16 protein-coding genes and 3 pseudogenes are annotated in these 15,818 nt (G+C 32.2%); 6 read left to right on the top strand and 13 right to left on the bottom strand.

Features of this window, described 5'->3' with window-relative positions:
• Positions 1-224 precede the first annotated feature (224 nt).
• The 7 genes from pyrE to MKY00_RS28465 form a co-directional block, all read right to left on the bottom strand.
• Positions 225-893: an orotate phosphoribosyltransferase gene (pyrE, locus tag MKY00_RS28435; protein WP_001095420.1), complete on the bottom strand. Its 669-nt coding sequence runs from the start codon at positions 891-893 to the stop codon at positions 225-227.
• A 140-nt stretch (positions 894-1,033) separates the two neighbouring features.
• Positions 1,034-2,056, bottom strand: a complete 1,023-nt coding sequence (locus MKY00_RS28440) for a PLP-dependent cysteine synthase family protein (RefSeq protein WP_000638693.1) — start codon at positions 2,054-2,056, stop codon at positions 1,034-1,036.
• Positions 2,057-2,063: 7 nt separating this feature from the next.
• Positions 2,064-3,260 (bottom strand): M24 family metallopeptidase, encoded by a 1,197-nt coding sequence (locus MKY00_RS28445; RefSeq protein WP_000639934.1) that lies wholly within the window; start codon positions 3,258-3,260, stop codon positions 2,064-2,066.
• Between the two features lie 27 nt (positions 3,261-3,287).
• A complete protein-coding gene (locus MKY00_RS28450) occupies positions 3,288-3,662 on the bottom strand; it encodes an NUDIX hydrolase (protein ID WP_000766910.1) in 375 nt (124 codons plus the stop codon).
• A complete protein-coding gene (locus MKY00_RS28455; RefSeq protein WP_000263000.1) occupies positions 3,631-5,073 on the bottom strand; it encodes a 4-hydroxyphenylacetate 3-hydroxylase family protein in 1,443 nt (480 codons plus the stop codon). The genes MKY00_RS28450 and MKY00_RS28455 overlap by 32 nt, the downstream gene beginning before the upstream one ends.
• A 58-nt stretch (positions 5,074-5,131) precedes the next feature.
• Positions 5,132-5,893 (bottom strand): ParB N-terminal domain-containing protein, encoded by a 762-nt coding sequence (locus MKY00_RS28460; RefSeq protein WP_000947371.1) that lies wholly within the window; start codon positions 5,891-5,893, stop codon positions 5,132-5,134.
• 564 nt (positions 5,894-6,457) lie between these two features.
• Positions 6,458-7,036: an LOG family protein gene (locus MKY00_RS28465; protein WP_001084316.1), complete on the bottom strand. Its 579-nt coding sequence runs from the start codon at positions 7,034-7,036 to the stop codon at positions 6,458-6,460.
• 267 nt (positions 7,037-7,303) lie between these two features.
• On the opposite strand from MKY00_RS28465, the gene MKY00_RS28470 reads away from it, so the two are divergent.
• The gene (locus MKY00_RS28470) at positions 7,304-7,744 is read left to right on the top strand and encodes a DMT family transporter (protein ID WP_000264902.1); all 441 of its coding nucleotides are present in this window, start codon (positions 7,304-7,306) and stop codon (positions 7,742-7,744) included.
• A gap of 98 nt (positions 7,745-7,842) precedes the next feature.
• Positions 7,843-8,928, top strand: a complete 1,086-nt coding sequence (locus MKY00_RS28475) for a quinone-dependent dihydroorotate dehydrogenase (protein ID WP_000271221.1) — start codon at positions 7,843-7,845, stop codon at positions 8,926-8,928.
• 320 nt (positions 8,929-9,248) lie between these two features.
• Here MKY00_RS28475 and MKY00_RS28480 read toward each other — a convergent pair.
• A pseudogene (locus MKY00_RS28480) lies at positions 9,249-9,463 on the bottom strand (DDE-type integrase/transposase/recombinase); the annotation flags it as partial.
• Positions 9,464-9,900: 437 nt separating this feature from the next.
• Here MKY00_RS28480 and MKY00_RS28485 point away from each other — a divergent pair.
• On the top strand, positions 9,901-10,542 hold the full coding sequence (locus MKY00_RS28485) for a class I SAM-dependent DNA methyltransferase (RefSeq protein WP_000785006.1): 642 nt from the start codon (positions 9,901-9,903) through the stop codon (positions 10,540-10,542).
• A 64-nt stretch (positions 10,543-10,606) separates the two neighbouring features.
• Here the strand turns inward: MKY00_RS28485 and MKY00_RS30290 are convergent.
• From MKY00_RS30290 to MKY00_RS28495, 3 genes and pseudogenes are all read right to left on the bottom strand, one after another.
• Positions 10,607-10,909, bottom strand: a pseudogene (locus MKY00_RS30290) (transposase); the annotation flags it as partial.
• Between the two features lie 207 nt (positions 10,910-11,116).
• A pseudogene (locus tag MKY00_RS30295) lies at positions 11,117-11,173 on the bottom strand (hypothetical protein); the annotation flags it as partial.
• A gap of 149 nt (positions 11,174-11,322) precedes the next feature.
• The gene (locus MKY00_RS28495; RefSeq protein WP_000992383.1) at positions 11,323-11,517 is read right to left on the bottom strand and encodes a hypothetical protein; all 195 of its coding nucleotides are present in this window, start codon (positions 11,515-11,517) and stop codon (positions 11,323-11,325) included.
• Positions 11,518-11,723: 206 nt separating this feature from the next.
• Here MKY00_RS28495 and MKY00_RS28500 point away from each other — a divergent pair, with 206 nt between their 5' ends.
• Positions 11,724-12,098: a hypothetical protein gene (locus MKY00_RS28500; RefSeq protein ID WP_000333633.1), complete on the top strand. Its 375-nt coding sequence runs from the start codon at positions 11,724-11,726 to the stop codon at positions 12,096-12,098.
• Positions 12,099-12,194: 96 nt separating this feature from the next.
• On the opposite strand, the gene MKY00_RS28505 is transcribed toward MKY00_RS28500, so the two are convergent.
• Positions 12,195-12,950, bottom strand: coding sequence for a CPBP family intramembrane glutamic endopeptidase (locus MKY00_RS28505; RefSeq protein ID WP_000536137.1), 756 nt, complete (start codon positions 12,948-12,950; stop codon positions 12,195-12,197).
• Positions 12,951-13,329: 379 nt separating this feature from the next.
• Between MKY00_RS28505 and MKY00_RS28510 the strand changes: the two genes are divergently transcribed.
• Positions 13,330-14,052, top strand: a complete 723-nt coding sequence (locus MKY00_RS28510) for a hypothetical protein (protein WP_000753388.1) — start codon at positions 13,330-13,332, stop codon at positions 14,050-14,052.
• Between the two features lie 130 nt (positions 14,053-14,182).
• Complete coding sequence (locus MKY00_RS28515) at positions 14,183-14,353, top strand: hypothetical protein (protein WP_002170379.1); 171 nt, start codon at positions 14,183-14,185, stop codon at positions 14,351-14,353.
• A gap of 650 nt (positions 14,354-15,003) precedes the next feature.
• On the opposite strand, the gene MKY00_RS28520 is transcribed toward MKY00_RS28515, so the two are convergent.
• Positions 15,004-15,486 carry a hypothetical protein gene (locus MKY00_RS28520; protein WP_139242471.1) on the bottom strand — a complete coding sequence of 161 codons (483 nt, stop codon included), beginning with the start codon at positions 15,484-15,486 and terminating at the stop codon, positions 15,004-15,006.
• Between the last annotated feature and the right edge of the window lie 332 nt (positions 15,487-15,818).

The raw sequence follows: 15,818 nt of genomic DNA on the forward strand, positions 1-15,818 counted from the left end.
TAAAATTTATTACCTTTAAGAAGTAGCGCCAACTTCCTATCAACTTAATGTTTTGAATTATCTTCCAAATGATAAAAATGAACTTCCTTGCTATAAATGACACAATTTCTTCGTTTTGGAGCATTATAGAATTTCAACTTGATGCCGATGTAGCAGGCCACCTACTATAAGGGGATCTTATTACTCCCTGTTTACTCATCTTTTATTTTAATAGATATTATATATTAATAAATTGTTAATTTTTTTGTTCCATATAAATTTAAATACTCTTGAATTTTAGAAAGATGAACATAGGTTTTACCATGCTCTTTTTCCATATAACTCATTACATCAGAGATTTTAGCAACTGCATATATTTCTACACCATACGTTTTTGATGCTTCTTCTAAGGCTGAAAGTTGAGAATCTAATGCTTTTTCTTCTCTATCAAGAGCAACAAGAAATGCGGATAATTCTCCACCTTCTCTCTCGATAATTTCTTTTGTTTCTTTAATTGTTCTGCCCGATGTAATAACGTCGTCTACTGCAAGCACTTTTCTTCCTTTTAAAGAAGTCCCCACAATATTTCCACCTTCACCATGGTCTTTTTCCTCTTTACGATTAAACGCATAATTAACTCGTAGTCCATGTTTATAGAATAAAGCCATAGACACAGATAAGGAGATTGGGATTCCTTTATATGCAGGGCCGAAAATAACATCAAATTCGATGTTATTTTCTATAATACTAGAGGCATAGGATTCTCCTAATTTAGCTAATTTAACTGAATCATCAAATGAACCGAAATTAAAGAAATAGGGGCTGTTACGGCCTGATTTTAATTTGAAACTTCCAAATTCAAGGATTTTCTCCTCGCAAATGAACTGTATAAATTGATTCTTATTAGTATTCATTTCACTATTTACCACCTTTTATTAATAGAAGATACACATATATATTTATGATAATTGGAATCTCTTTTCTGTTTCTTTTTATAATTTATATAATCAAGCGGCAAAATTAATATAGACTTCGAACTTAACATCTATATTTCCTAGACTAAAGTTTTACTTTCTATATTGTCTGGTTTCATAAACTTCTTAGCATCTATTCTCTGTTGAAGTTGTTCTTCTTCTAATAATATTATTCCTTTTTTCTCTAACCAAACATCATCATAAATCTGATCCAAATAATTTATTCCTGTATCTGGGATAATAGCCACAACTGCCTTTGCATTACTATTATTAAGCCAGGCCAATGCTGAGACGACTGATAATCCTCCAGAACCGCCTATCATGATTCCATACTTTTTAGCTAAGATACGACAAGTTGAAATCGCTTCTTGATCACTTGCTATACAAACTTGATCTATAACTTCTAAATTTGTATTTTGGCCTCTCCAGCTCAACCCAACTCCGTTAATTAAATAGGGATTAAAGTGATTTTGGAATACAGCAGAACCTTGTACATCACAAGCAATAACATTAATTTCAGGATTAAATTGCTTAATAAATTTCCCGACTCCGCACAAATGTCCACCTGTACTTACTGCTCCCACAACAGAGTCAATAGGTAAATCGACAATTTCTTTACCAGTAGTTTCAGCATGAAAATTTGGATTATCAGGATTATCATATTGATTTGTCCAATATGCATTAGGATATTGGACTATAAGCTCTTTCACACGTTGAATTCTTGCTTTTTGGAAACCACCATTTTCATCTGGATTTTTTACCATTTCAACCTGGGCACCATATGCGTTATACCATTTTAATAGGTTCGAACTAATCTTTGGATCCACCACAATGATTACCTGAAATCCATAAACAGCTCCTAACATTGCTAGAGATTTACCCAAATTACCTGAAGTTGACTCTATTAAAATATCACCTTTTCGAATTTTCCCACTTTTCATAGCAGCTTTCACTAATCCAAGAGCCGTTCTATCTTTCACACTAAAATTGGGATTGAAGTAATCTAATTTTAAATATAACTTTTTCCCATAAGGTACCAAATCACTTTTAAAATCTACCACGGGTGTATTTCCTATACATTCTGTAATGTTATCATAAATCATACATTTATCACTCCACGATTTTGATATGCCCCTTAGTACTAGTTAGAATTTTATTTCCACTAGAAGAAATTAAAACCGGATCCTCTACGTGTAATGCTCCTAATCCAAACTCATAATATGGTGTTTCTACAGATAAAACCATTCCATCCTCAATTACATCCTCATTATTTGGAGCAAGTATAGGCAATTCATATGGTTCCAATCCTATACCATGCCCTACGTGATGCCTTCTGTATTCTTTGAAACCAGATTTATACACTGCGTCCATCGTTAAGTCAAAAACATCTGATCCCTTCATGCCAGGTTGAATTTCTTGCATAGCTATACATTGTCCTTTATAAAGTGCATTAAATTTATCATACTCTGGTTTCATATACTTATAAGATAAAACTCGTGCAATATCTGCCCAATATCCGTCACACACAATATCACAGTCAAACCAAATTAAATCTCCTGGCATTAATTTAATATCCTTACTTTGCCTACGCTGACCACCAACAGCATGTCTTCCGACTTTAATCATTGGTAAAACAGGTAATGCTCCTTTTTTAGCAATAGAACAATTAAAAATATTGGCTATTTCATATTCACTTATACCTTCAAATAAATTAGCAGCTACATCTTCAATTGCATTCTCTATACATCTTGCTGAATAAGCCAATGCTTGAACTTCATGATCTGTTTTTACTGACCTAACATGCCTTAAAATATTAGATACCGAAACTACCTTACTTTTTTTAAAACTATTACTAATAGTATCGATATGATATGGCTGCATTCCATCTTCATCTATACCTATGTTACAATGTTCAACGTCTATATCTTTTAAAAGAGCAATAAGCGCCTCTATCCCATTAGAATGGCTCGCATCGAAATTGGATAATAGTTTCAGACGCTCTTCTTCTTCAGAAAGAAGAACATTATTTTTATGTTCTCTATAAAAAACCCCATAAGTATATATTTTTCCTACCTGCACTCGTGCATCTAATACTTGATCAATTTCCCCAATAGAATGGACAATATGAACAATTTCAGGATTATCTATTGTAATAACTGAATAACATTGTCCAAAATATGGATTTAATGTCTTTACAACTGGCTGAAATCCTGTAAAATAACGAATATTTTCTTTTGTAGAAGCAATAATTGCATCTAACCCATTTTGTTTCATCTTATTAACTAAACGTTCTATATTATAAATCAATGTAATTGTTCACCTCAATTTCCATAGTCAATCCCAGTTCTTTATTAGTTCTAATACGGCAGGAGCTAATAAATTTTTATCTTTATATTCAATCCAACTTACTTCACTAATCTCTGCCTTAGGTTGAATTTTCCCTTCCCAATCCGCGGAAAAACATACAAGATCAACTACTGCTTTTTCGTTATAAGCTGGTCCTGTGACTGTATATAAATATTGAATACTCTCTGGAATTAATTTAATATTTAACTCCTCAAGTAACTCTCTTTTTAACGTTTCACTGGCCTTCTCGTCTTGTTCAATTTTCCCACCTGGTAGATACCAATGTTTATTATCTCGAACTCTTACTAATAATAATTTATTGTTTTCTTTTTTAACGAGACATGCACACTTTATCAGTTTCACTTTTCAATATCCTTTCCACCATATTGTACATTTTGCCTTTTTCGTATGATAAATAATGACCAGCAGCTATACGCATTGGGTCACCAGCATGATAGTACTCATATACCAATTGACGTTGTCCGAAAGCATCTCCTGAAGCATCCCATGCTAAGTTAAGTAGCATTGTTCTTTCTTTTGCATCAAATTCACCTGTTGAAAGAGCGGTCATTAAGTAATCTCCATTTTCATTGAAAAAGTCTTCATGATGAGGTGTCGCAAGCATAGAACCAGCGGCTAGTGATTGAATGCATTTTACCATTTTTTCATACATTTTTGGAAAATTATATCTAATTGCTTGAATTGCATTAATACTTGGTGTTATTACTCCCTCATTACTCATATATGCATCTTGTTCACTTAACACGATACTTGCCTTTAACAACTCTACATAGGATGTTAACTCTCCTAATTTTTCTTGAATGTTTATAAATTGATTCAGTTTTAGCATCTCAGCTAGCTTAATAGCAATGCCAGTTAAAAGCTCAGCTTTTGCCAGTCCTCTTACAATTCCTTGATGCCCCGTATGGTGCCTTGCAAAAGTCTTATCATAAAACTGATTAGATTTTTCTACATCTCTAAATATTAGAACTCTATCCCAAGGAATAAATACTTCATCTAATAATAAATAAGCATCTATTTCATCAAATTGATTTGTTAATGGATGATCAAACGTATCATAACCTTCTTTGACCAAAGGTTTTCTACATATTACTTTTAAACCTGGAGAATTCACAGGTAGAGTAAATGCTACAGCATAATCTTCATCTCCTGCCTTAAGGCCCGGCATATTAAAAATTAGGAGTTCATCTGCAATTGGAGCTAATGTAACAATCATTTTTGCACCTTTAACCACAATTCCTGATGCATCATAACTCACCACATGTACTCCTGCAAAATCATGTTCTTGTGCACCTAAAGCTTTTGAACGGTCAATCTGTGGATTAATTGATCCATGTGCTATAAATAAATTATTTGCCTTTACATGTTTATAATATTCTTCTGCATTTTGAGTATAATTTGCATATTCATCTCTACCAAAAAAACTAGCATGAGCTGATAGTGTAGCTACTGCTGCATTAATAAAGTCTGGTGTTCTACCAAGCATCCCATAAGAGATATCTGCTATTTCTTTGTAAGCCTTTCTTTTTCGCTCTAAATCTTTTATGCTTCTCGGAATTAGCAAACTAATTGAGGATCGTTGACCATCCGTATCTACAAAACTATGCTCTTCTGGTTTTTCATTTTGCAAACTATAATACTCTTCCACACAATGAATTGCACCTGAAAACGCTGAATGTTTTGTTACATCTTTAACTAATTCACCATTTAAATATACTTTTCGATTATCATTAATTCTTTCTCTGTACACCATTTTCTGTTTACCTCCAATATTAAGAATATTAAGTTTTTTGAGACTAATAAATACTTATTTAAATTTCACATAAATAGATTGGATCCGTATATAATCTAATGGACTCTCTCCATAGTTTTAGCATCTCTTGCCAATCTTCCTCTACATAATCCTCACGGATTATGAAGCTTAAAGGTACATTTAAATTTAAAAAACGTCCACAATTTATTGTAAACTTCGTAACACCAGCAGGAAGTAAAATACCTTCATCAACAACTTGAGCAATTTGTTTTAAACTTAAAGATGGATAACGAATAACAATTCCATCTTCTTTTAACTCATTATTAGAAATACGTTGAAATTGATATTTATCTGTATATACATTTACAATTTGTTTCCATGTCTCTACCATTGAAAACAAATCTAATTGATTCATAAGCTTGGAATAAACATAATGATTATTCCCATCAATTGTAACGATTGCTAAATAATTATGTTCCTGAATAGGAACGTCGCTCCAATATAAATTAGTATTTTTTTTAAAATCTGCAATGAAATTTCTGTCATTTGGAATATAGTGCGCCCACGAATCAATAGATATTAATTCTGATTCCACTACTTGAACAACCATTCGTTTGCAATTTAAGGCTTGTAGAGACGATGTTCTATGTGCACCATCAAGTATTAAATACTTGTCCTTACTTATTTGAAAAGCAATAGGTGGATTCTTTAATTTTTGCTCTTCTTTAATTTTTTTACAAATTGATTTTAATCTCTTTACTTCATATTCTTCATGTAAAAATATTTGTTCAATTGGCACTACCTTTAATGCAGATAACACAGATTTCCCTCCCTAATCTCTTAAACATCCCACTGATAAAACCACAAATGTATAACCGGTACTTTATAAATGATGCAATTCGTCCAATTTATTAATTTATGATATTAATCAGATTTTAATAGTCTGAGAATTCCCAAACTTCCAATGATTAATAATATATCAAACCAAAAATGCTTTTTCAATAATATATGGTAAAATTTATTATTTTTTTACAAAAAAGTAATCGTCTGACATCACTCTTCAGATTTCATACATTTCATTTCCTTTATTTCTTTAAAATCCCTAACACTACCATGAATACAAATCGTTTCTTTATTAAAAGTATGGTTTAAATTTTAATAATATTTACTGGAGAACATAAATAGTTATATATTCGTAAACTATTATCACTAGAAAAAAACTTGATAAAATTTTATCAGAAAATTTTATCAAGTTTTTGCATTTCATCATCTTATAGATATTACATACAGGAGATATCATATCCATATCCGATTTTTTTGTTTTAAGCAGAAAAAAAGGGAACTTATTATAAGTTCCCCTCTCTATTTATTATAAACTATACTATTAAGCTTTTTTATCGACCCATTTATTTACAATAACATGATTGTAATCTTTCATTTGTGCAAAAAGCTCCTCTATATTTGTTGAAGATAGAATTAGATTAAGATTTTCTGGTCTTGCAAATCCTTTATCAACTGTATGTTGTAACATTTTAAGTAAGGGGTCAAAGAAGCCGTCTACATTAATTAACCCAACTGGTTTTTTATGAATACCAATTTGTCCCCAAGATAAAACTTCAAACATTTCTTCATAGGTTCCGTATCCACCAGGCAATACAATAAACCCATCAGCCAGTTCACTCATCTTTTGTTTACGTGAATGCATAGAATCCACAACTATTAAATCAGTAAGCCCTTGATGTGCAATTTCTTTATCTCGTAAAAACTCAGGGATAATCCCTACTACATTTCCACCAGCTTGTAAGGCAGAGTTTGCTACACTCCCCATTAATCCGACTTTACCTCCACCATAAATTAATGTGGTATTTTTTTCACCTAAAAATTCCCCTAATTTTTCCGCTGTGTTTTTATACTCTTCACTTTCTCCAAAATTCGATCCACAAAATACACATATTGAATTCATGATTTCGACTCCTCATTTCTAAAATATATTTCTTTGTCAACACCATTAATAATCATATCAAATTTCTTTGTTATTTTTTTATAAAAATATTAAGAAATAACTCTCATGTCTGAAAAAACAACTTAAAAAACATTTGAATAACATTTATCTGTGGAATATAATGGATGAGGCGAGCTCGCTATATTCATAAAATACTATTAATTTCAAAAATATTATTATATATATTTTTATTTCTAACAATTCTATATCAATGGGAGATATTTTATTATGTGGATTTTATTTTTAATATTTGCCTTTTTGGCTGGACTTGCTTTACCGATTCAATTCAGTATTAATGCACAACTTCGTACTGTTGTAGGTTCACCTCTTGTTGCTGCAACTATTTCTTTTATAGTTGGTGCAATCACTTTGTTCACCGTTTCATTATTTAAAGCTGGTTTTAGTTTTAATAAAGGTATTGCATCTGCACCATGGTGGGTGTGGACTGGAGGCGTTTTAGGGGCTTTTTATGTACTAGCTACCATTATTCTTATTCCAAGAATTGGAGCGGGAACAACCGTAGCTTTGGTACTCGCTGGTCAAATCGTTGCATCTGTATTAATAGATCATTTTGGTTTAATTAATGTTCCTATACATCTGTTATCCTTACCACGTATTCTTGGTGCTATTTTAGTAATTATAGGTGTTATACTCATCCAAAAATTCTAGTTATAAATTATTGCCTAGAATACTTTACATTGTTCATTTTAGATAAGGAGTTTTTAGCATTCTTTTAACTTTAATAATTTGAAGGGAAGATTCTAACCATGTATGCAAATATCCGCAATTTATTATTTAAGATGGACCCTGAAAAAGCTCATACACGAACTATTCAAGCTCTAAAGGTTATGCAATCATTTTCATTTGCTAAAGATTTATACAATACAAATATGAGCTTGAATGATTCTAGATTAGAATGTAAATTACTAGATATTACATTTCCTAATCCCATTGGTTTAGCAGCTGGTTTTGATAAGTTTGCCGATGTATATCCAGCTCTTGCATCCCTTGGTTTTGGCTCAGTTGAAGTAGGTTCTATTACACCTAATCCTCAGCCTGGAAATCCTAAACCTCGCCTATTTCGTTTACCCGAGGACACAGCACTTATTAACCGTATGGGGTTTAATAGTGAGGGATTAAATAAAGCAAAGCAAAACTTTATGACTTTACCACGTCCAGCTATACCTCTCGGAATTAATTTAGGAAAAAACAAAGATACTCCAAACCAAGACGCCAATTTGGACTATCAAAAAGGACTGGAAGCACTCTATACTCATGGTGACTATTTTGTCATTAATATTAGCTCGCCAAACACTGAAGGATTAAGAGATTTACAATATGTCGATACTTTAAAGCCATTATTAACTTCTATTTTAACTAAACGTGATGAATTATGTAAAAAACATAGTCAATATCGTCCTATTGTTTTAAAGATTGCTCCCGACTTAACTCCAGAACAACTTGAAGGAGTTATCTCAATAATTTTAGAAGTAAAAGTTGATGCAGTTATTGCTGCAAATACAACTATTTCTCGTACTAATCTAACGTCTAAATATCAAGAACAAAGTGGTGGTTTAAGTGGTAAACCATTAAACTCACGTTCTACAGAAATTATTTCTAAAATCTATCAACAAACTCAAGGCAAATTACCTATTATTGGTTCCGGTGGTGTTTTTACTGGAGAAGATGCATATGAAAAAATTAAATCTGGTGCTTCACTCGTACAGCTCTATACTAGTATGATTTATCGAGGGCCCTCTGTTGCAAAACAAATTAACCAAGAAATTTTAAATCTACTAGAAAAAGATGGACTTTCCAGCATTACTGACGCTATTGGTCTATATCACAAATGAATTCTGCCCCGCTTCTAAAATTGAAGCGGGGCAGAATTCATTTGTGACAACATTTTTATTGGAGTGACATAGCTGTGAGTACCATTTTATGAAGCAATATTAAAGATAAGTATACCGGTACTCTTAAACATTTAAATTATAAACGTTTGAAAGAAAATAAGAATTATAACGTTAAGTGTAGATTCAAGCAAAAATAAAAATTTAAGAATAAATTTTTTAAAAGAATTGGATGATGTCATATATATTTGTAAAATTACTATGGATAGTTCTATTGCACAGTTTCTTAACTGATAGAAAGTTAGAGTGAGTACAGTTGAATCTTATGCAATTGTAAGTAATTGCTGTAATTCATTGTATGTTGAAAAAACGAAGGTCGGCTGCAAACTTCGTTTTCGTTTATATAGCATGGATTGTTCTGATTCCTTTCAAGGTACGTGTAGCATGGCGAAGACTTTGAAATCCTACGGATTTGAAAAAAATGTCGCTGGATATGTCTATAATCCTGTTCTATGAGATTATTCAAATAATCCATAGATTACACCTCCTTCCCCTCTAAATTTAGAGAAAAAGGATTAGCAACTTCTCCGCCCACGCTATACAGTTGAATTTATTCTATCATAGATGTACCACTCTTCATAGTATCCTGAAATTTATAAATGCCTCGATTGGGATATATATAACAGAGCATTTCCCAGTGACTGAATAGTTTTCTCCCCTGTTTTGAGTAACCTGTTTCCAAAGTCAAAATCAACCATACAGATCATCTTGGAGATAACCTAATTCTATTAATTGTTCTAGAAACATCTCTTTAAAATTCTCCCGCATAAATATAATTTTTCTAGTGCATCTGAGAACTTACCGAAACTATGTATCATAATGTATCTAGCATTCAACTCTTTCAATGTAAAAAACGATATACAGAATTAACTAGCAAATGTTATAATTGGTTAATTTGTACAAAGGGGGATATTTATGAAGATGTATTATAACGAACGAGCTCATGAATATGAAAAGGTTTATTTTAGAAACGATCCTATTCGTCAAAAAGAACAGATTCTCATTCAACAGAAACTCCAAAAGCTATTTACAGACCAATCTATTTTAGAAATAGCTTGTGGGACAGGCTATTGGACACAGTTTATAGCTAAAACAGCAAAACATATAACAGCCTTAGATTATTCCAACGAAGTATTAAACATTGCAAATCAAAAAAACATTTCCCCTTCTAAAGTGAATTTTCTTCAAAGGGATGCCTATCAGCTTGACAAAATCTCTGGAAACTTTGAGGGAGGTATTGCAAACTTTTGGTTTTCACATATACCAAAGTTTAGAATTCAAGAATTTTTAAATCAATTACACAATAAGCTTGGGTCTGGAACAACAGTTTTTATGGCTGATAATATTTATATAAAGTCCATAGGTGGTACTTTAATATATAAAGAGAATGATCCAAATACATATAAATTAAGGACTTTGGATAATGGAACAAAATACGAAATCATAAAAAACTATTACACCGAGGAAGAACTAAAAAATATATTTATCCCTGTTTCAAATGATTTACAGATATATATGGGACAGTGTTTTTGGTGGGTATCTTACAAAATTAAATAAGAAAGTTCAACTTCTTATAACGAATTTTTGAAGTGCCCTCTAAAAGTTAGGCATGGTTATTTCATTAGGCAGCTTGATAAAAGTGGGCCCGGTATTGCACCGGGCTCATTTTTAATTTTGTCTTTATCCGTTTTGTATTTTAATAATCTATATATTTTTCTAATTCTATTTTGAAATGCTCTACACTTTCAAACTCGTTTATGTAGAGAATTTCAGACTTCATGATTCCAAAGAAGTTCTCCATTACTACGTTGTCATAACAGTTGCCTTTACGAGATATACTTTGTACGATACCTCTTTCTTGTAATGCCTGACGGTACTGTTTCATTTGATAATGTCACCCTTGATCTGAATACATCAATAGTTGGTAATTTCCCTTATTTTGAACTAAGGCATTCAAATTTTTTAAATACGCATTTTCCATGCGTAAGCGTTCTAATTCAGCTTGTAACGCTTCAATTGAACCTTCCGCCAGAATCCTTTTTGTATCATGTTTTGTGTGTTTATTTTTCATGGATGGATGCCCCTTTCTCTTTGGTTCAAGGGCATCTAAGCCACCTACTTCAAATTGCTTCTTCCATTGATAAACCTTTGTAAAAGAAGGGATTATGAATGTAGCTGCTGTATCCATTAACGTGTAACTTTAGAATAAAGATTGATTAAAAAATTCCCGTTAACCTTTATTTAAAAATAAATGAAAAAACTCCATTTTGAAAAAAGTTTGATCAAAATAGAGTTTTTCTTTGTGATTGGTTGTTCAGTTTTTATAAAAAAGTTTAATCACTTTACTACTTTAGATACAGTATAAACATTTTTATGTAATAAATCTTTCCATACATGAAATCCACTGTCTATTAATTCTTCAAGTACTTGTGCAGTTATCTTCTTTTGTGTATAAACTCTATAACCCGATGAAATCCCTTCTACTTCCACATCATCTCCCACGATTTTAAAAATTCCCTCTAATGCATTCATTTTTCTCCCCATATCCTTATATAGATTGCCTATAGTATAAGTCAGTACATTTATATGTCAAGATGGCACAACAACAAAAATATTTTATGTTAAATATACAGTTTTAAAGAGAAAACCGGCACATTTTTTCAAAAGGTGGTCAATAAAATCTGTCGAATAAAAACTAATAGAACAATTGATTTCTTTCAAAAAAAGGAGCTGACATGATGTGTTTTTCTAGTGAAGAACACAAACATAATTTCCAAAGATTATTAGATGCAAGAGGAATCAATAAAATTGGACAAAGTCCTGATTATGAGACAGTTCTATACATCACTGCATACCCTGAAATTTACAAATGCTTTGATTGGAACATTTTCGAAACAGAATATTCTCCATTAAGCGCATTGATTTACCATGAGGATAAGAAACAAGGGGTTAATCCAGCGGCGCTAACAGGATCTACACTCCCAATCGTCAAGGCTGGTCAATCGCTGTTTAATGGCTATAAAGTAGATTTATCCGAATTACCTCTATATAATGAAGAATTATTTGAAGTGTTTTTTCAAGCATGTAAATTAAGATGGAAAAAGAATCTGTGATAACTAAATAACAGTTCTGAAATAACTTTTATAAACCAAAAACCGTTTTGATTATTTTTCAAAACGGTTTTTTAATAGATTGAAATACTACTTTTACTAACCAAACAAATACACCATAATTTTGCTCACACTATTAGATGTAACATTAAATGCTGAATGTCCTATCCAAGCCGCGAGAAAACCATATTTCATAAATAATTTACCATATATAAATCCTGGAAAGAAATAGACCCAAAAATTCGTTTCATCCGCCCCGTGATACATTACGAAAAAAATATTCGACATTATTAACCATAGCATTTTAAATTTCTTCTCTTTTTCTTCAGACCCATCATAAATCCTATTGAATCCTAAAATTTTATCCTTGCATTTGTATAAAAGAGAAAAGAAAAACACGTACATACAAAGTCTAAAAAATACTTCTTCAACAAACGGCCCTACTAATCCTACAATTACCAATTCTCCCTCAGCACTAAGATTACCAACGGATACATATTGATCTGAACCAGGCTTTATCAAATTAGGATTGAATACATTTATACCATTAGCTACAAAACTGATTAAAAATTGCAATCCAATTCCAAGAACAATAGATTTACCTATTGCAATAACAAGGGGTTTCTTTCGAACCTTAACGAAATGTCGCAAAAAACAATCTCTCGCCAGTTTAAACACAATTAATACTGCTATAAAAAATATACATGCCGAGGACAGTTGAATTCCATTTACCCCTAAAACCCCCCATTTTAAATAATTATCTGTTAATCTCACCAATCCAATCAGTATAACAGTTAACATGATGCATAGCGACGCCATAATTGAGTAGAAAATACCTTTTGAATAACTTCCCATAAATACCTCCTTTATCTTTCTTAACATTATTATAATAGAGAATTTTCATCTCATGTTGTGAGTTTGTATCATCCAAAATGTCTACTTGTAATAAGGAATTTCTAGTTCTTTTTGATTTCAGCTAATTCAACTTTCTACTATTTTCTGGGTTTAAAAGCCCAAAATCCCAAATGAAAGTAGGGATCATAAACTCTTTTACTTTTTTATGTCCATATTCCATTTTATGTGACTTTTACACTTAAATTACTATGCTTAAAAATCATTAAATAACTATCATATACCAATTTTTATAAAATTCTTCCATTTTTATGGAAACTAGATTATATTTATATTGGGTTCAAAAAAATAATAGTTTTCTATTAGGGAAAGGGGAAAGATGATGAAAAAAACAATGGGGAAAGTATTACTGGGAACGACGCTAGCTTTAACTATGATTTTACCAGCAAATGCATCTTTTGCAGCCGTAGATTCAGTTACACACGGGAAAGAACTTTCACAAAAAATCGTTGTACAACCAGAAAAGATTAAGAGTCTACAAGGGAAAGAAAAAGAGGATGTAATCAAGTTTGCTAAAGACAAAGCTGAAAACGTACAAAAGAAAATCGAGCAAAAAGTAGGAATAGCTGATTCAATTGATGAGAAAAACAAAGCGTTAAAAGAGATTTGGCCGACATTAAGCGAGGATGAAAAATTAGCTTACCAAATAGGTTCTATTCGAGTTGGAACTGAAAGAGCTCCAAAAGATTTAGTAAAAGCTTTAGCTAATAGCTCTAACGCTTTTACAGATTATGTTACAGGTACAAATGTATGGGGGAATTGGCTATTTAGATATTGGGTGTCAAATTCTTGGACATATGATTATGCTAAAATAAGATCAGCTAATCCATCTGAAACTGCAAAAGTATATTGGGCTGGTTGGTACTATAAAGGTAGTAGTGTACTATACTCAGAATATCAATATAACCAATACGATTATATTAGAAATGTAGAAGGTCGTTTTGAATCTACAGTAATTCAAAACTGGGATAATGGTGCGGCTCGATTTGATACTAAAATTAGAGCTAATGGAGACTACTCAACAAATGGTTGGATTGTCGAGTAAGTTGAAAAATTTGAATTTTCATTATAAAATATAGTATAAAAGGTCAAGGCTTTTAAAAGCTTTGACCTTTTATACTATATCCCAAGAAGGTTCATTCCACTTAACATCCATTATAAAAGGAGGCGGTTCTTTGATAGGAATGGTTTTATACGGCTTGTTTTATATAACGATTTTAGTATTTTGTATTTATTATTTACCTATAATAGCAAAAGATTTAAAGAGCATTAGAGACTCCAATCAGAAAAATCAAGAGTTGCTAGTTCAATTATTGAAAGAAATTGAAAAACAGAATAAAGATTAACATTCACTAATATAAAAAAGGAACTATTTTGGAAGATTAATCAAAATAGTCCTTTTTGTTTAGTTAGTCCCATTTATAAATAATATTGAAAATAACCTTCCCATCCCAAAAGTACACTCATCAGAATAAATATTTCATCTCTGTATATCCACTCCCTCATCAAAAAAGTTTTTAGACATACTGTAGTTTTTCAAACTCATGTATATTAACGTGCAACGTTAGAATTTAAATTCACCTGCATCAAAAGGTACACTATAAAATAGTTGGTGTCATAAATAAAAAGCCCTCTATTAATAAACTGCACCACAACTATTAGACTATGGCTAATAATTAGAGGTGTAGTTCATAAGGAAATTGGCTTTTTGCTTATCCTGAGGTTGTTATTTTCATCTAAAAATAAATAATAGAAATATAATACAGCTTATGACCTGTTTTTACACGTATCTCGGTCGAGCCCCTTAAAGGACTCCAAAATAAAAAGGCCAATTTCCCTGCATTAAAATTGAGAAATTGGCCTTTTTCGTTACTCAAGAAAAGCGCACGATTGTGGCAGATCAGATGTTTGTCTTATTGAAGAAAAGCATCCATTTTTGTGTTTTACTATAATTCAAATTCCTTATCCTTATCAAATAGTTCCGAGCCTTAGAAAACTAATTTGTGTCGGCAAGAGCAAGAGCCAGTGAGTATTCAATCTTCAGATCTTTTAATTGTGAAACAACTTTACCAGATGGTTGATATGGAACAGACAGTTCATTAAATGGCTCGACAATCTCCATAGGCGGAATACCGAACCAGCCCTGGCAAGTACCAAGTTTAGTGGAAGATTCGATCACATGTGGCCAGTACCGTTCTGTCTTCATTCCCCCAAGAACTGTCGCCGGTGACAGGGTTCCTAGAAGCCTCATATTGGAGATGTGGTCTAATATCACTGCCTGTTGAGCATTCCCTATAACTACTTCACCCAACGCATTTAAAGTACGATATTCAACATTCTCTTGTAATGCTTGACCAATACACCCTAACTTATATTCATTAGATAAAACAAACTCCACTAATAAATCAAGTGGTAAATACAAAGTTGGAACGCCATGATGTAAATTAGCGGCACGCTCAATGTAAGCCATTGCTATCATGTAGGAAAACGCTAGATTCGGGGCGTTCCTAGCTATTAGTGCCGCCCCAGCGACAGGCTCCCTTGCGTCATTTAGAGAGACGTCTAATGGTGGAAGACTCATTACCGACACATGCTTTCGACGCTTATTCCGTGTGAAGATAGTCTTCCGTCGAACATTTCCTGCTAAATCGAGATACCACCAGGCATATGGTCGCCAACGCAGATCAGACATATTAGTGTGTGTTAGAACCACCCGTATATGTAAATCTGCGTTACCGGATCTTACCAACTCTGATGCACGACATACTGTATGAAGTCTTGACATAAACAAATTAGGGCTAGCGTGGGGAA

This window comes from Bacillus sp. FSL R9-9834 (assembly GCF_038006905.1).
Lineage (GTDB): Bacteria > Bacillota > Bacilli > Bacillales > Bacillaceae_G > Bacillus_A > Bacillus_A pacificus.